This window comes from Bacillus sp. FSL K6-6540, assembly GCF_038007545.1.
Genome location: NZ_JBBOXH010000001.1, coordinates 5,256,202 through 5,272,773, shown reverse-complemented (window position 1 = coordinate 5,272,773; position 16,572 = coordinate 5,256,202). Strand labels below are relative to the sequence as shown.

Annotated in this window: 19 protein-coding genes, 1 tRNA gene and 1 riboswitch; of the genes, 15 read left to right on the top strand and 5 right to left on the bottom strand. The window is 51.6% G+C overall.

The window, feature by feature from the left end:
- Positions 1-5: 5 nt before the first annotated feature.
- Positions 6-719 carry an MgtC/SapB family protein gene (locus tag MHH82_RS23485; RefSeq protein ID WP_009593619.1) on the top strand — a complete coding sequence of 238 codons (714 nt, stop codon included), beginning with the start codon at positions 6-8 and terminating at the stop codon, positions 717-719.
- 125 nt (positions 720-844) lie between these two features.
- On the opposite strand, the gene MHH82_RS23480 is transcribed toward MHH82_RS23485, so the two are convergent.
- Positions 845-1,528 (bottom strand): lysoplasmalogenase, encoded by a 684-nt coding sequence (locus MHH82_RS23480; protein ID WP_041622039.1) that lies wholly within the window; start codon positions 1,526-1,528, stop codon positions 845-847.
- Between the two features lie 277 nt (positions 1,529-1,805).
- Here MHH82_RS23480 and MHH82_RS23475 point away from each other — a divergent pair, with 277 nt between their 5' ends.
- The 3 genes from MHH82_RS23475 to MHH82_RS23465 all read left to right on the top strand — a co-directional run bounded on the left by MHH82_RS23475 (position 1,806) and on the right by MHH82_RS23465 (position 3,914).
- The gene (locus tag MHH82_RS23475; RefSeq protein WP_015736726.1) at positions 1,806-2,786 is read left to right on the top strand and encodes a copper amine oxidase N-terminal domain-containing protein; all 981 of its coding nucleotides are present in this window, start codon (positions 1,806-1,808) and stop codon (positions 2,784-2,786) included.
- 134 nt (positions 2,787-2,920) lie between these two features.
- Positions 2,921-3,004 (top strand) — tRNA-Leu (locus MHH82_RS23470).
- Between the two features lie 184 nt (positions 3,005-3,188).
- Positions 3,189-3,914, top strand: a complete 726-nt coding sequence (locus MHH82_RS23465) for a WD40/YVTN/BNR-like repeat-containing protein (protein ID WP_235201621.1) — start codon at positions 3,189-3,191, stop codon at positions 3,912-3,914.
- 100 nt (positions 3,915-4,014) lie between these two features.
- On the opposite strand, the gene MHH82_RS23460 is transcribed toward MHH82_RS23465, so the two are convergent.
- Together MHH82_RS23460 and MHH82_RS23455 are read right to left on the bottom strand one after the other, a co-directional pair.
- Positions 4,015-4,206, bottom strand: a complete 192-nt coding sequence (locus tag MHH82_RS23460; RefSeq protein ID WP_036660178.1) for a hypothetical protein — start codon at positions 4,204-4,206, stop codon at positions 4,015-4,017.
- A 170-nt stretch (positions 4,207-4,376) separates the two neighbouring features.
- Positions 4,377-4,976, bottom strand: a complete 600-nt coding sequence (locus tag MHH82_RS23455) for a helix-turn-helix domain-containing protein (RefSeq protein ID WP_009593788.1) — start codon at positions 4,974-4,976, stop codon at positions 4,377-4,379.
- A gap of 288 nt (positions 4,977-5,264) precedes the next feature.
- A riboswitch (purine riboswitch) is annotated at positions 5,265-5,364 on the top strand.
- Positions 5,365-5,439: 75 nt separating this feature from the next.
- Here MHH82_RS23455 and MHH82_RS23450 point away from each other — a divergent pair.
- From MHH82_RS23450 to MHH82_RS23430, 5 genes are all read left to right on the top strand, one after another.
- The gene (locus MHH82_RS23450) at positions 5,440-6,870 is read left to right on the top strand and encodes an NAD(P)/FAD-dependent oxidoreductase (protein WP_096776075.1); all 1,431 of its coding nucleotides are present in this window, start codon (positions 5,440-5,442) and stop codon (positions 6,868-6,870) included.
- A 202-nt stretch (positions 6,871-7,072) separates the two neighbouring features.
- Positions 7,073-7,360, top strand: a complete 288-nt coding sequence (locus MHH82_RS23445) for a Dabb family protein (RefSeq protein ID WP_340967989.1) — start codon at positions 7,073-7,075, stop codon at positions 7,358-7,360.
- A gap of 41 nt (positions 7,361-7,401) precedes the next feature.
- Entirely contained in the window at positions 7,402-7,824 is a 423-nt protein-coding gene (locus MHH82_RS23440; protein ID WP_009593787.1) for a DUF86 domain-containing protein, read from the top strand.
- 280 nt (positions 7,825-8,104) lie between these two features.
- Positions 8,105-8,557, top strand: coding sequence for a DUF948 domain-containing protein (locus tag MHH82_RS23435; RefSeq protein WP_036660182.1), 453 nt, complete (start codon positions 8,105-8,107; stop codon positions 8,555-8,557).
- A 15-nt stretch (positions 8,558-8,572) separates the two neighbouring features.
- A complete protein-coding gene (locus tag MHH82_RS23430; RefSeq protein ID WP_009593785.1) occupies positions 8,573-8,935 on the top strand; it encodes a YtxH domain-containing protein in 363 nt (120 codons plus the stop codon).
- 128 nt (positions 8,936-9,063) lie between these two features.
- Here the strand turns inward: MHH82_RS23430 and MHH82_RS23425 are convergent, their stop codons facing one another.
- Positions 9,064-10,161, bottom strand: a complete 1,098-nt coding sequence (locus MHH82_RS23425) for a nitric oxide synthase oxygenase (RefSeq protein WP_340967987.1) — start codon at positions 10,159-10,161, stop codon at positions 9,064-9,066.
- A gap of 231 nt (positions 10,162-10,392) precedes the next feature.
- Between MHH82_RS23425 and racE the strand changes: the two genes are divergently transcribed.
- The 6 genes from racE (at position 10,393) to MHH82_RS23395 (ending at position 14,161) form a co-directional block, all read left to right on the top strand.
- On the top strand, positions 10,393-11,199 hold the full coding sequence (gene racE / locus MHH82_RS23420) for a glutamate racemase (protein WP_009593789.1): 807 nt from the start codon (positions 10,393-10,395) through the stop codon (positions 11,197-11,199).
- 237 nt (positions 11,200-11,436) lie between these two features.
- On the top strand, positions 11,437-12,639 hold the full coding sequence (locus MHH82_RS23415; protein WP_340970120.1) for a M14 family metallopeptidase: 1,203 nt from the start codon (positions 11,437-11,439) through the stop codon (positions 12,637-12,639).
- Between the two features lie 194 nt (positions 12,640-12,833).
- Positions 12,834-13,109: a hypothetical protein gene (locus MHH82_RS23410; RefSeq protein ID WP_015736717.1), complete on the top strand. Its 276-nt coding sequence runs from the start codon at positions 12,834-12,836 to the stop codon at positions 13,107-13,109.
- 103 nt (positions 13,110-13,212) lie between these two features.
- Complete coding sequence (locus MHH82_RS23405; RefSeq protein ID WP_009593786.1) at positions 13,213-13,515, top strand: HesB/IscA family protein; 303 nt, start codon at positions 13,213-13,215, stop codon at positions 13,513-13,515.
- Between the two features lie 30 nt (positions 13,516-13,545).
- The gene (locus MHH82_RS23400; RefSeq protein ID WP_015736716.1) at positions 13,546-13,767 is read left to right on the top strand and encodes a DUF1450 domain-containing protein; all 222 of its coding nucleotides are present in this window, start codon (positions 13,546-13,548) and stop codon (positions 13,765-13,767) included.
- 127 nt (positions 13,768-13,894) lie between these two features.
- Complete coding sequence (locus MHH82_RS23395) at positions 13,895-14,161, top strand: hypothetical protein (protein ID WP_009593780.1); 267 nt, start codon at positions 13,895-13,897, stop codon at positions 14,159-14,161.
- A 324-nt stretch (positions 14,162-14,485) separates the two neighbouring features.
- Here MHH82_RS23395 and MHH82_RS23390 read toward each other — a convergent pair whose 3' ends face one another.
- Complete coding sequence (locus MHH82_RS23390) at positions 14,486-16,471, bottom strand: LTA synthase family protein (protein WP_251497781.1); 1,986 nt, start codon at positions 16,469-16,471, stop codon at positions 14,486-14,488.
- Between the last annotated feature and the right edge of the window lie 101 nt (positions 16,472-16,572).

Below are 16,572 nucleotides of genomic sequence, written 5' to 3'. Positions count from 1 at the left end.
TAGGAATGGATGTGTTTCAACTGGATACGGAGACCATGCTGATGCGGCTGCTGTTCGCTGCATTGCTCGGTGGTTTGATCGGTTGGGAGCGGGAACGCCGGAATAAGCAGGCCGGGTTAAAAACCCATCTCTTGGTAGCCGTCGGATCGACGCTGATTATGCTGACTTCCATCTACGGGTTTGATTCTGCACTGATCAATCATCCCAATGCGAGGTTTGATCCTGCCCGGCTGGCAGCACAAGTTGTAAGCGGTATCGGTTTTCTTGGTGCCGGAGCCATATTGCGTCGTTCCAATCATATCATTTCAGGTCTGACCACGGCCGCCACTTTATGGGTGGCAGCGGCTATCGGTTTAAGCGTGGGCTCCGGTTTTTACTGGCCTGCGATCATCACGACAGCGATCGTTCTGGTCAGCACGCTGGTGCTGAATAAATTGGAATCGAGGTTTCTCTTTATCAAAAAGTCCGGCAGCTTAAAGATTATCATCGAGGCGGGTGACCGTCCGGTACATGTGAGCACAATTACGGAATTGCTGCAAAAGGCCAATATGACGGTGGAAGGCATGATCGTGAACAATGACACGACGGAAGACGATTCGACCAAGGTCACAATGGAATTCCGGGTATACTCGTTTAACAGCAAGGGAATTAACGGATTGTTCGAGCAGTTGTGGCAGGTAGAGGGGATTAAGCAGGTTCGCATGAACTGGCGTGATTAAGGACTCGGCGTTGCTTCGTTGCTTGATAGGGGAGTTATGGACCGACATATCATGGAACATGAAGCGGTGAAATGTCCTGTAAAAGCTGAGCCCGGGGGAACCCGGACTCGGCTTTTTTTGGTTTTCTAATGGATGGCGGAAGCATTGAGTGACGAGTCGCCCCTGTTCCGCGCTTTCGTCCAGTTAAAAGCCGAGATGCTTCTGGCTATCAGAAACTGGGCTGCATAATACGTGGTCATGATCCATACGTTCGAATAAAGGATATCGGAAACAAACATGTTCCAGGACAGGATCGAGTCCGAGATGACAAAGAGCAGACTTCCAAGCATGGCTAACCGGTTTCCGGTCATGACGGAGGTCCAGAGCATGGTCGAGATGACCGCAATATAAGCGATGACGGGAAATATCAAAGCCTGCTCCCCATTTGAGTTGAGAGAGGTCACCAATTGAATGCCCATCCAGACCGAATAGGCCGCAATCGGAACAATGCTGAGGAGGCGGGGAAGCGAATATCGCCATTTTCCCAGAAAGCCGGCCGTATAGAACAGGTGACCGATCAGAAAAAAGGTAAGGCCGACGACAAACCAGATCAGCGTACCGTCACCGATCATGCAGAAGAACAGTCCCGATAACAGAAGATAGTGAACTTTCGTGGCACGGGGCGGGAATTGCCGATATGCAAACAGGATGATGAGCCACATGGGGATGAGCTTGAACAGCAGTTTGATTAGCAAGGGCTCGGAAGGAATGAAGAAAATGTAAAGCAGACTCATGATCAGGATAAACAACGGCAGCGCATATCGTTTCAAATCAATTCCCCCCGTAAGAAATGTAATCTCATGCTTAGACAATTCTTCCTCAGCGCCCCAATTCCTCTTTCCTGATTCTCGACGTAAAGGGGATGTTGAGTGAATATAATGGGGGGTTAGCCATAGCGGACCTGGAGCGTGAGGGGAGGGCATATCCAGTGGCCTGTACGGAGTAACCGGCAGCAATTGCTTTAGGGATGGGTCTATGGGTAATAGATGTTTTATAATGAAATGGAGAAAGGATTAGTGAACTGAGCTGAAGGAGGGAGAGTTCGTGATGAAGAAACGTCAAGCAGTGAAAAAGCTGCTGGCCGGTTTCATGGCGGCAGCGATTGGGATCGCCGTTTTCCAGTTCGGAGGAGAAGAAGTTTGGGCTTCGGGCACATCTTCAGACCAACCTATTGAAGTTAGGGTGAATGGCGGCAAATTGCTGCTGGATTCGCCAGCTTTTATTCATCAAGGGAGGGTGATGGTGCCATTCCGCGGCATTTCGGCAGCAATGGGTGCCGAAGTGCGTTGGAATCAAGCCGATCGGACGGCGGTCGTGAGAAATGGCAAACATACAACGAGTTATACCGTTGGGCATACCCGTGCCATGAAAGACGGCAAGGTCGTGACCTTGGATGCTCCGCCTCTTCTCAGGGAGGGACGGGTTTACATCCCGCTCCGTTTCTCGGCTGAAGGGCTTGGAGGCAAGGTTGCCTGGGATAACAAGGCAAAAGAAGTTATGATTTATCCGCTGCTCACGCCGAAAGAGGCAGAAGCCGCCCTATCCAAAATCAGTGCTGAAGCGATCGCATTATTGAAAAACAAGGATTTTGAGAAGCTGGCCGAACTCGCTCATCCAGACGGAATCACCTTCTCTCCGTATGCTTACGTCGACCGGCAGAAGGACGTAACGCTCAGCAAGCAGCAGCTGCGGCAGGGATTGAACAACGACGCCGTTTACCGATGGGGTGAGTTTGACGGCAGCGGAGAACCGATTTCGATGACTTTTGATGACTATTACAAGAAATTCATTTATTCGCTGGACTTTGCGAAGGCGCCGTGGATCGGATACAACCAATCGAAGAGCGAAGGAAATACGGTGAACAATGCCAGCAGCCAGTACAGAGAGGCCGGCATCGTGGAGTATTATTATGATGGAGTTGATCCTGATTATGCGGGCATGGACTGGGAAAGCCTGCGGCTAGTGTTTGAGCGGTATGAGGATCGTTGGGTATTGTCCGGCATCATACATGATCAATGGACGATCTGAGACTGGCCTGATTAGTCGAAACCATGATGAAATGATGGTTTCGACATTTTTTTTGAAAAAATGCTTGCTTTTTAGCTTGGGGCGTAATATACTCTTAATTACGGTGATCAACACGATCACGACTTACATAATATGCGGTCGTGGCGGAATTGGCAGACGCGCACGGTTCAGGTCCGTGTGGGCTTACCCCCGTGGAGGTTCGAGTCCTCTCGACCGCATCTATGAAGCAAAGCTGTTTTTCAAGTGGAATTCACTTGGAAAACAGCTTTTTTCGTTCCTCTTCATGTGGAAATCGCGTTATACTGAATAGGAGGTACCGTTCCGTATGAGGGTGATGGAATGGGACGAATAGCGTAAATAGCCGTTACGGTTGGTATTTTAGAACATAAGGGGTGTGATCGCATGATAAAACCTCGAAACAGGATGGGCTTTATGCTGATGATGTTGATCGCAGTCAGCGTAGCTGTCGGATGCCAGTCATCGGATAAAGGGAATGGGGCCGGGCCTTTGCCGACTGAAGCATCGGCGAATTCCCCCAAGGGAGATATTCCTCAGGCAGCGCCGCCTTCCGGCACGGATGAAACCTCAGGCCATACGGATGGCAGCGCAGGAAACGGTTCCGCAGCAGACACGCAAGAAGATCCAGCGGCCGAACCCGATGTGGATTTATCGGATGTGACGGCAGTCCGGCTCGTTAATCATAACTCAGGCTGGATCGGCGGAGAAGGCTGGATTGCTTTTAGTGATGACGGAGGCACGGAATGGGAGGTTCAAGCTCAGCCGAAGGGCACAGTACGCCAAATCTTTGCGCTGAACGGAAAGCAGGCCTGGACCGTGATGGAGAATAACGATCTGTACCGTACGACGGATGGCGGAGAAACATGGAACCGGATAGGAAGCACGCCGAATGCCGGCTTTCTCCATTTTATCTCGCCCGAAACGGGATTCAGCGGTCAAGCCAAAACCGAGGACGGAGGCAAGACCTGGAGCATTCAGGATATGCCGGATACGACCACCCGAGGCCATGACCAAAGAGCCGCCACTGACGGAGTCGTTCAACATTTCAAAAACGATGGCGTTAAGCCTGGGAAATTGTACGTTATAAACGAGACGAAGACCCATAACTAATCATAACAAAGCAGACCGGAAAATTACCGGCCTGCTTTTTTTGAGCTTATGCCTAAATGTTCATCAAGAATCAGGCAGAACGACGAGCCTCGCATGGTTTTTAAGGGAGCTCTTTGAATATTCTTCGGGAGCCTGCCCAAATACCGGCTGCAATTCCGAAAAAACCGAAGAGGGATACCAGGGCCATCAGATTGTAGGAGTGCCATCCGAGCAGGAAACCGATGCCGCTTCCCATGGTCGTTCCAGCCAGCAATCCCAGTGAAGCGCCAATTTCCTTCTGACGCAGCTTCATTCGTCAGTCACCTCATTCCTGGATGCTTTCGTATGCCCGATGTTACTTGTATTCCCTGAAAACCTCAAACTATGCCATGACACAAAATAAGCCCGGCTTGGCCGAATGGAGTCCGGCAAGCAGAGCATTTGTGTCAGATCATAAGTATGGTTATTGGTTTAACGGTAGTTTTATCGGGACTCTTGCTTCAGTGCGCAATCTGCGAATAACACAGACTTAGGGATTCGAAAGAACTGTTCCGCTTTCTCCTGGAATGCTGCTGAAGGTACGGTGCCTTGGTGCAGCCATTTGCGGAACGTGCCGGGATGCACGCCGATCCAGCGGCTGACATCGCTCACCGACAAATCATGAACCATGCACAGGCCTGTCAGAATCCGATTGCTGACCGGAGAGCGTGTCAGGGTGCGTTTCATGAATCGGGAAGGCGCTGGCTGACAGATCAAGGGCGACTTGTCCAGCAATTCTTCTCTGAAGAGAATGTGGCGGGGATAACCCAAGTAGTCGCAGGCTTTCTCCAGGTTGTTTTTTCCGGGAACGCGTCCCTCATATACCCAGGCGCTGACGCTACGGGAGGATACTCCCAGTTCCTCGGCCAATTGCGACAATTTGATATCGTTGGCCATAAGTACGGCTAGCAGGACGCGGTTACGAATTTGGCAGCGGGTCGGCCGACGAAAGCGCTTGACCCGCACGCCTTTCCCCAAATATTTACGGTTGATCAGGGACCACGCCTCAATGGAGTGTTTTTCTTGCTGCAGTTGTGTAGGCATAATTCCTCCGATTTTTTTTAACACAATACTACAATATTCGACACTAGCTTTTCAATAGCCAATCACTAAACATTTGTTTCCATTTCGTTGTTACATGATTTATAGAGCCGGCGCGGTGGTTCGATAGACCTACAATGTGTATTTGGTCTTGTTGGAACATTGTTCGTATTTTTATAAAAATTAACGAGAATGCCCCTGGATAAATCGAAATTTATCTCAAAAGACGAACAATTCCAAATATTCGTATTGACTCATTCGTAATTCCGTTTTATATTAACTATGGTTGTTGAAGAGAAAAATAGGCTTATTCGTATATCCCTGAAAATAAGGTTCAGGGGTTTCTACAAGGGACCTTAAATTCCTGACTACGAATAGGGTGCGCATGCATACCTATTCGGAGCAGGATTTTTTTGTGCCTGAAATCGGTGTGCGCAAACGACAGTCAAACACACAGGGGGATATGATGAGCAAATATGATGTTATCGTTGTTGGTGCCGGTCCTGCGGGAATTTTTGCATGTTATGAGCTGACATTGAAATCACCGGGCAGCAGGGTGCTGCTGGTTGACAAGGGACATGATATTTACCGGAGAAGCTGTCCGATTCTGGAGGAGAAGATTAAGCTGTGTCCTCCGGCGGTAGGCCGGAAGGAATTCGCCGGTTGCCTGCCGGCCTGCTCGATTACGGCCGGATTTGGTGGAGCCGGGGCATACAGTGACGGCAAATTCAACATAACCACAGAGTTTGGCGGCTGGATGACCGATTATTTGCCCGGATCCAAAGTCATGGAGCTCATTCAATATGTGGATGCCATCAACCTGGAGCATGGGGCGACGCCTGCCATTACAGATCCGACGACCCATGCGATCCGCGATATTGAACAGCGAGGATACGCAGCAGGCCTTAAGCTGCTTCGCGCACAGGTAAGACATCTTGGAACCGAGCAGAATTTGGAAATCCTGAAGTCGATTTATGAATATTTAAAGACAAGGATTGATATGGCATTCCGGGCGGAGGTCGAGGACATCGTCACCGTCAAGGAGGACGGCACCCACCGCGTCACCGGCATCGCGATGAAGGGCGGAGAGGTCCATGAGGCGAATCTGGTGATGGTTGCCCCCGGCCGCGACGGGTCTGCCTGGTTGACCGGCATTCTTAAAAAACGCAGATTGAAAATGCATAATAACCAAGTGGATGTCGGCGTGCGCGTCGAAACCTCGGATGTGGTCATGCGTGAAATCAACGAGCATTTGTATGAAGGCAAATTCATCTTCAACACTTCGGTCGGGACCCGCGTGCGGACATTCTGCAGTAATCCTTCCGGCCATGTCGTGGTGGAAAACCACAGCGGCGTCATGGCCGCTAACGGCCATTCCTACAAGGATCCGGCATTGGGCTCGGCCAATACGAACTTTGCGCTGCTGGTATCCCATAAGTTTACGGAGCCGTTTGATAAGCCTAACGAATACGCGCGCGAAATATGCAAGCGGGCGAATGATCTGTCCAGCGGCGGGGTCATCGTGCAGAAATTCGGCGACGTGCTTCGCGGCCGGAGATCCACCGAGGGCAGAATCCGCGAAGGGTTTCTTGAGCCGACGCTGAAGGAAGCCGTTCCAGGCGATCTTGGCTTGGTGCTGCCTTACAACACGATGAAAAGTCTGATCGAGATGGTTGAAGCGCTTGATCAAGTCACGCCGGGGATCGCGTCGGAGCACACGTTGTTCTACGGCGTCGAGGCCAAGTTTTACTCCGCAAGGCCGAAGCTGTCGGATTCCTTCGAGACGGAGATCAAGGGGCTGTATTGCGGCGGGGATGGCGCCGGAATTACCCGAGGGCTTGCTCAGGCAGGAGCCGCTGGGGTCTGGATTGCCCGGAACATGCTGAACCATATTTAGCGCATAAATCCAAATCGCTGGCATTTTAATAGGATGTTCATTCAGGAGCACGTTCTGGCACCGTCAGTTGGTGCTCCTGTTTGGTTATATCTGGCGAGCCTTGAATGTTCCTCATGTTCGTGGGAGCGATTTCTTTTTCCGGTCGAACGGGGTATGATAGATACGAGAGATTACATATATGCTAGAGATGGAGGAACGGACGATGATTAAACATATTGTTTTTTTCAAATTGAAGGATCCAACCGAAGAGAATATTGAGAAAACCGTGCAGGTGCTGCGCGACATGGACGGGAAAATTCCGATGCTGAGATCCCTTGAAGCGGGTGCCGATGTGATCCGCTCCGAGCGCTCTTATGATTTGGCTTTGATCGTTGAAGTGGACAATCTTGAAGATTTGCAGGCTTATGCCGTTCACCCCGTACACCAGGAAGTGATCCAATACATCAATACGGTGAAAGATCATACGCTTAGCGTTGATTTTGAAGTGTAGGCGTAGATAGACTTACAACAACAGGCTGGAGGAGATTTGCGGTGTATTATGTGAATCAAGAGCAAATTGAACGGCGGCTGAACGCAATTCCGGACATTGCGGAAGGTTTGCGGGCCGCGGCGCAATCGTGGGACGGAGGCCTGGTGCTGGGCCTGGTTCAGGAGCGTGCGCTTCATCTGGCGATCGAGGTCGTCACGGATGTGGGCAGCTACCTGATCGACGGATTTATTATGCGGGATGCCAGCAGTTACGAAGATATCATGGATATCAATCATGAGGAAAAGGTGTTTCCGCAAGAGGTTCATAAGGTTCTGATGGAGCTGGTTCGTTTACGTAAGCCGCTCGTACAGGACTACTATGATTGGGACCGGCAGGCGTTGCATTCTTTAACGCCCGTGCTGCCCGATGTGCTGGAGCAGTTTGCGGGAAACGTTCGCGAATATTTAAAGAACGAACTGTACTGATGGCTGCTTAGCTTAGCTTGAATGATATCTCCCATGCCCGCATGGGCTCGCTCATCTATATGACTCATGGAAGAACAGACCTTCAGGGAAATCCTCTGACCGGTCTGTTTTTTGTTGAATTCGTACCGTTGCCGGCATGTTCCTTGAGCGGGCGGGGATATTCGTTGTTCTCTGGCCGCAATAAAAAGATCGCCGATGTTGTGTCAAGACAAGCCCATCCTGCTTATAATGCATCAAGCGACTAGGCATTCGCCCGGTCGGACGAAAGGAGGAGTTCCCGATGACAGAATGGAGTGCGCTGGCCGCTGCCGCCGGCATCGTGCTGATCGCGGTTGCCGCGGTGGTCATGATGCTGTCGATTAGAAAGCTGATGCGGCGGGCTGAGACCCTGCTGGGCCGGCTTGAAGAAGACAGCGCCCGATTGGCACAGGAGGCTTCGCAAGTGCTTGAGCAGGCTTCCGTCTCTTTGGAGATGATACAGCGTCAGCTGGCAGCCGGCGAAGCTTTTACCGCTTCCATGTCCAGTGCAGCGACAGCCGTAGCCAAGACGGCCGATGCGGTTCATGCTGTGGGGAAAAAAGCTTCCATAACGGCCATTGAGCATCTGGAACGTGCTCGCCTCGATAATGAACGGCAGATCGGGGAGATGTTCCGTTGGGTGGATGCCGGGATGACGCTCTGGCATTCCTGGAACAAATATGCCTCCAAGTCCGGCGAAGGGCAAGCCAAATAGAAGGAGAGATGGGATATGAAAGAGAAGAGCAAAGGACTCCTCTGGGGAGTATTGATCGGCAGTGTTGCAGGTTCTGTTACCGCACTTCTTCTGGCTCCGAAATCCGGCAAAGAGCTTCGGGATGACATTGCTGACGGCGCACGCGGAATCGGTGCCAAGGTGCAGGAGGCAGCGGAGAAGGTAGGAGAGCAGGGCGTTAATCTGATCGGCATCATGACGGATCGTGCCGAGAATGTCATCTCCGACATTCAGTCCTGGCGGAACCGGCAGGAGAGCTGGCTGGCAGAAGAGGAAATCGCACAGGTGTCCTCGTTTGATGAGGATTTTGAAGAAGAGGCGTATGTGCCCTCTGTTTCGGAAGAGAAGATCAACGATTAAAACCAGGATCATCAGTCTTCAGCACATCGATTACGGGAATATGGATCACGCCAAAATACATGAAAAGCCGGGGCGGCGCCAAACGCCCCGGCTTTGCTGCGTTTAGTGTTTAGCATGGTCAGGCGGGATTATTGTTCCTTGTTCCTATAATGGAAATTCGGCGAACGCATGTCATTATGATAGGATGCATGAAAAATATGCGTGGTGGCCGGCGAAACCGGAGGAATCAGCCAGCTCCAGTCTCCGGTAAGCTCGCGCCCGGCCTGCGCTTCACGCCGTTCGAACAGACCGAACTGGGCTGCAGCCGAGTGATGGTCCACGATGCTGACGCCCCCCTTTTTGTAGGAATAAAGCACGGCCACATTGAGTTCGACCAGTGCACGATCCCTCCACAAGGTGGCTTCGCTTGAAGTCTCCAGTCCCATCAGCTTGGCGATGAGCGGAAGCTTGTTGTAACGGGCCTCATCTGCGAGGTTGCGGGCACCGATTTCGGTTCCCATATACCAACCGTTGAACGGAGCGGCCGTATACGTAACGCCCCCGATCTCAAGCAGCATGTCCGAGATGAGAGGCACCCCGTACCATTTTAACCCTTCCTCTTTAAGCTCCGGAAGATCAGGATGCTCCAGGCAGACCTCCAGCACGGAGGATTTCGGTATCGGCAGCCACTCAGGCGGCTCATTCCCCTGCTGCACGACCAGCGGCAGCACATCATGGGGGGTCATGTCACCCTGCCAACCCATCTCCATGCATTCCTTCGTAAAGGCGATCGAAGCCGGGTCGCCAATCGTGCCGTCCGGCGTTTCGTAACCCGCATACCGAATCAATTGATGGTTTTTGATCATTATGGGAGCTTCCCCGGGACGCGCAGCTCTGAAAATGGTAATCGTAGGTATGATCTTTCCGCCATTGGTGGCACTCTCGATATGGTGGAGAAGCGCCGAAAAGATGTCGGAGGTCTCCGTTAAGTGTCTGGCATCAATGACCTTCAGACGATCCCAAAACAGTCTCCCGATACAGCGGTTGCTGTTTCGCCAGGCCATTTTGGCCCCGTGCGTCAGTTCCTCTAGCGTATGTTCATATGTACCTGTCCGCTCGATCTGTGAGCGGATGTCGCTGATCCGGGACTGCACTTCTTCCCCGGTCCGGTTTAACTCTGCATAACAGAGCCCGATAAACTGCTTCGCAGCCTGAAAAAGGCCGGTGCGATGTATGCTGTCATTCACGTGAGATTCTCCTTTTCTATACGCGCGCTTACTATAGTATAAACTACCTAAGCTCCGCATCTGGAGCAAGAGTCCTACAATTGCTTGAACATTGTATCCAAGGTTTTTCACAACGGCGCCCTTGTTGAAGATAGGGGGGAATTGGGGTAAGATTTAAGGTACATTTCGATCCGAAATGACATATGGTATCACTGTAAACCATGAATTTGACAAGAAGGAAGCGGTGGGTTCGTGCAGCAAGCAATCGCAATACTAGACTCGGGTGTGGGCGGGCTGACTGTCGCCAAAGAAGTGATGAGACAGCTCCCGAGAGAGAAGATTATTTATTTCGGAGATACAGCCCGCGCACCCTACGGACCCCGTACACCGGAAGAAGTCCGTTTATTTACGGAGCAAATCGTAGATTATTTAATTCAATATGATCCCAAAATGATCGTTATCGCCTGTAATACGGCAACGGCGGCGGCGCTTGATTATATTTCGTCCAAAGTGCCTGTGCCGGTCATCGGTGTCATTCATCCAGGGGCACGAGCCGCCATAAGCGCAACGAAGACCGGACACGTCGGCGTGATCGGTACGGTCGGAACCATTGGCAGCGGAGCGTATACAGCGGCTCTGAAACAGCTGTCGCCATATATCGGGGTAGAGAGTCAAGCCTGCCCCGAGCTGGTACCGCTCGTCGAACACGGATTGTTCCGGTCCAAGGATTCCCTGCAGGTGGTGGAGCGATCGCTACGAGGCATCAAGGATACCTCCATTGATTGCCTGATCCTGGGTTGTACCCACTATCCGTTTCTCATGAATACGATTCAAACCGTCATGGGGCCGAATGTGAAGCTGATCAGCTCCGCCGATGAGACGGCACGCGAAGTCAGCACGATTCTGTACGATAAAGGCCAACTCGCGAGCAGCATGGAAGGGCCGGTGCATCAATTTTTCTGTACAGGAGATCCGGAGATTTTTCAGAGCATTGCAACCGAATGGCTTGGTGAGCATATCAAGCGGACGCCAGTGGTATGGCAGATTACGAAGCTATAATTCACGGTTCATACTTTAAAGCTTATTAAAATGATTACGAATACGAGAATGCGAGGCAGGCAGGACAAGGGATGAGGCCCTTTCCTGCCTTTCTTTGGTTTCACGATCGCCTTCATACGATAGGAAGGGGCTTGGCGCCGTTTCGATCGGCTGCATCATTCATGTCGGACAAGCGGCTGCTCATATACATGGATTGGACGCTAATTGAAGCGGCTTAGCCGCGGAAAGGAATCCATTATGCAGCAATATGTCGTACAGAAAGGCGATACATTAAGACGCGTGGCTGCCAGATACGGTCTGGCGTATGAACAGCTGATTACGGCAAATCCATGGGCCGCCCAACAGCCGTATCTCCAGCAGGGACAAATGCTCTATCTTCCTGCATCGCTGCGCCGGCGGTATGTCATTCAGGAGCATGATACGTTTGATCGTATTGCCAGTGCGTTCCGGTTTCGCAAGGAAGCCTTGGAAGAATTGAATCCCGGTTTATCGGCTAATCAGCTGCCCCGAGGAAAAACGATCGTTCTGCCGGGCCCGACGCAAAAGCATTTGATACGGTTAACCGGCGAATATGGGCCGGGGGATCTGGAGCGCGATATCCAAGAGATGCAGCTGCATTACCCTGCCATCGAGTGGAGCGTCATCGGACGGAGCGTGCTCGGCAAACCCATATATGCGGCCAAAATCGGCAAAGGCCCGAAGAATCTTCACATGAATGCGGCGCTGCATGCCAATGAATGGATCACCACTCCTTGTCTGATGCGATTCATGGAGGAGTACGGCAGAGCGTTGGTCCAAGATTCAACGGTTTATCATCAGGAACCGACGGCCTGGTACCGGGACTATACGCTGTGGGTTGTCCCGATGGCAAACCCGGACGGGGTAGAGCTCGTACAAGAAGGAATCACACCTTCTCATCCATATTATGAACGTCTGCTGGAATGGAATGGCGGTCGCGAGGACTTTCGCCGATGGAAGGCGAATATCAACGGCGTGGATTTGGGGGACCAATTCCCGGCGCATTGGAACGAGGAGGTTGCTCGCAGGGGCAAAACGCGTCCTTCTCCGCAGGATTATGCGGGGGCTAAGCCGCTGAGCGAGCCGGAAGCCGAGACCGTCTATCAGCATACCCTGTCGATCTCTCCGGAACGAGCCGTTTCCCTTCACAGCCAAGGCAGGGAAATTTATTGGAATTACAGGGACTACGAACCTCCGGAAAGCGAGAACATGGCCAGAATAATGGGTCAGGCGGGCGGCTACAGGCCGGTGAAGCTTCAGGGGAGCGATGCGGGCTACAAGGATTGGTTCATTCAGCATTTCAGGAGACCGGGCTTTACGGTGGAGATCGGTTATGGGATTAATCCGCTGCCGCTTGAGGATTTCGAGGACCTGTGCGTCGAGGTGGGATCGATCCTGTCGGCGTTCATGTCTTTGGAATAACCTGATAATGAAACGAGAAGCATTCCTAAACGTATACAAAGATAGAAGAATCGGCCGCTGCTTGTCATGGATCAAGGCAGTGGCCTCTTTTCGCCCTCTGATTGATTGCGGGCCGCATAGGAATGGCCGGGATTTCTTAGAGATTCAGGAATTGGGTAATATATATTCATGCAATTGGAATGGAGGTATACACCATGAAGTGGAGAAGATTATGGTCGCTTCGGCGCTGGTCGCACGTATTCCAGCGGATATTCGGGTACTTGGCCTCTTCCCGGGTTGCTTTAGGGGACAAGCTGTTATTCCTGGTTCCGGTTGCGCTGTACTGGGTACTGCCGGATTTCATGCCTTTCCTGCCGATCGATGATATCGGAGTCACGATGCTGCTGATGAACTGGTTCGTATCCCGCGTCGAACGGAAATATCCGGGTTTGCTCGGTGAGAATCAAGGCACGGTCAAGCGCGCAAGGTAAGCGGCCTTCGGGCAGCGGCAATACGGATAGAACCCTTGCGAAAAAGTCGGCAGGGGTCTACAATAACATATTGAATGAAACATCCGTGAGGAGATGAATATACGTGAAATGTAAAATTACCCGCAATGCGGCCAAAGTGATAAAGCGAGAGCTGGACAAGGAAGAAAACAAGGACAAGAAACTTCGCGTGCTGGTTACCCATGCGCATGGCGATCATGCCCACTATGGACTGGATCTGGACACACCTAAGGAAAGCGATGTCGTCGTATCGACGGATAAAGAGATCGACGTCATTTTGGAGGCTGGACAACCTTTTCTGGACGGCGTCAAAATCGACTATCTTTATTTTCCCGAGGAAGGCTTTGTCATTACGAATCCATCCCAAGGGAATCACGGCGACCACTAGGATACTTCAGAACAAAGAAGGTAATGAATAATGGCTAATGATATTCGCGTCTGCGAGAAATGCAGGCATACGAAATTGAAGACAATCATCCCGAAGATTCAGAAAATGGTGCCGGATGCCGACATTAAGATCGGCTGCAAATCCTATTGCGGTCCTTGCGGCAAACGCGCATTCATTTATATCAACGGCCGTTATGTCAGCGCACCTACAGAGGATGAAGTGCTGGCGAAGGCGCTGCCGTTTGTGAAGTAACCAACGGGCTGTTCGGGCCCCCAAATGAAGATTCATGGATTTCCCATTTCTACGGGTATAGTTCCTGGCTCAGCCATCCATGCTAAGAGGGCAACAGGAACAATGACTTTAGAAGGGAGCATCCGTCATGAACAGTCACGATTCCAGTCTTCACTCCAACAGTCCAAGCAACAGCGCGTTAGATTCCGTGGAGAAACTGCACCGGGCCGTATCCTCGGCCATGTCCCATCCGACGGAACAGTTAATTCAGCAAGCGGAGAATTCGTTATCCCATACAGAGCAAGCGGTCGCTCAGGTGATTGAGCAGGGGAACCGAAACGCCGTGGAATTGGCGGAAGAGTTGTTAGGTGAAGAGAAGGAACGCCTGTCCAAGCTTCGTTCGGCTAAAAAGTAAATCATCCTGTGCAAGCCCGTTCCAGAGCTTTCAAGCTTTGAACGGGCTTTTTGGCCAACTTATATGAAGCTGGGGCGGCCATCCTAGAAGAAGCTCAGGTGATATGTGGTGAAGCGTTTGCCAAGATAGGGAAACCGACTCGAGTCAGTGTCCTATTGGGCAGGGGGAAGAAGCAGGCGGCAAGAATAAGGGTCTTCTTGTAAGGGGACATGGTCTTATCGAAAATCGCATTAAAAAACAGGCTGATCATCATGATCAGCCTGTTTTTTTGGTTAAGTGGGGCACCTGGGTCCTTAGGTCGAACCTAAATCCGAAGCTGTTCTGTTACTCCGTTTCACCCTTGCCCTGTGCTTTAAATAACTTCAAAAGATCGTACGTGATGACTTGGTCCGAGATTTGCAGCTGCTTCCGGGTTTCGTCGTACCCGTCACGGCAGGCCTGGATATCGGTTGGCTGACGCGTTGTCAGATCATAACAGGTTCCACCTTCCAGCCCGGCCGTTTCAGAAGGCAGGTAGAACACCTTCTCTTCGGAAAAAGCGCCGCTGCGCAGCGGAATCAGACGCGGCTTATCATCAAACAGATGGCCCCCGATCCAGTAATACGGCGCTTCCGATACGCCGAGAAGATGAAGGATGCTCGGCGTCACGTTCATCATGCCGGCAGCCTCGGGATAAACTCCGGCATTCCCGCCGTCAGGCAGGCGAATGAGCAGGGGGACCTGGTTCATGATCTGTTCCATGTCGAGTGCGTTCAGATCCCGTCCCAGGAACTTCTCATAGTCCGATATCTCCTTGATCGAATTATCGTGATCGCCATAGATGAGCAGTATGGTATTATCCCACAGCCCTTGCTGCTTCATCTGCTCCGCGAACTGGCCGAAGGCTTCGTCCACATAATGGATCGACTGCAGATAATCCCCGAACATCGTGCCTTCGAACTCTCCTGTATCCAGCTTGCGGGCATCCTTCGGGACATAATACGGATGATGGCTCGTTAACGTAATCAGGAAGGAATAGAAGGGCTGCTCGATGCCTTTCATACGATCCAGCGATTGCGCGAAGAATGCTTTGTCGCTCAGCGACCATCCGAGCACATCGTTCATTTCATAATCCTTCTTGCTGTAAAAACGGTCATAGTTCATTTCCCGATACATCGTCGTCCGGTTCCAGAAGCTGCTGTCATAGGCATGGAACACGTTCGCGGCATAACCCTGCTCCTTCAGAATCTCCGGAAGAGTATCGTACTCGCGGTCGGCATATCGCGTAAACACGGAACCCGTGGGCAGGGGAAGCAGGGAGCTGTGCGTGACAAAATCCGCATCGGACGTTCGTCCTTGCCCGGTTTGATGGTAGAAATTGCTGAAATACATGCTGTCCTTCATCAAACGGTTGAAGTTGGGGGTAATTTCCTGCCCCCCAATCGACCGGCCAATGACAAAATTCATGAAGGCTTCCGTCTGGATCATGATGACGTTGCTGCCTTTATACTTGCCGAACAAAGCCCCGGTTCCGGATGCTTTCCCCTGCTTGGCATCAAACCATGCCTTGACCTGGTTGACCTCTTCCTCTGCCAGCTTGGGCTGGCCGATGAGATGATCCCGGCCGTAACGGTACAGATCATATCCGTGAAAACCGATCAGTCCCGTCACGTTATATAGCGTAATATTCCACCAATTGCCTTCAAAGAGGCCGACAGCCCAAGTATCGGACGCTTTCTTGATGGGAACGAAAGTCATCACCATGCCAAGGATGAAGACGAGCGCACCTGCTGCCAACCGGCCAAGCACCCGTTTCCGCCGGTGCCAGCGAAATTCACCCGGGAACCCGTACGTTTCGGAGATCGATCTCCGTTTGCGGAACACTATCACGGCCGTAAACGGGACAATGACAAGCCAATCGATAAAAAAGAACAGGTCGACGCCGTGTATAAGGGAACGGATGCTGTCTCCGAGCGAGCCGACTTGCCCGGCCTGCATGAGCACCGGCACCGTTATGAAATCATCGAAGTACCGGTAATAGATTAAATCGGCGTACAGGATCCCCGTCCATACCAGATTCAGTAAGGTTAATGAAGCAAGCCGGCCTCTTGCCGGGAGCCATAAGGTCCAGAAGGAGATCAGCAGGAGCGAGCCGACGGCGATCACATAGTCGGCCCGGTCCAGCTTCATGTTGGCAATATGAAGCTGATGATCCAGCATGATCAGCTTGTACATCATGAGGATAAGGAATAACAGATAGGCGGTGTACCGGTAATGCAGTCCTCTGGAGACCCGGCTGCGGATATCGATCCATGACGGCGATGAGAGCACGAGGGTATCCTCCTTTATCTAAAACTATAACATTCTCGAAACGTTGTCTGATTTCTATGCAAGAACGTCGATAGACGCTTTTCTAATTATAGCTTGGCCCG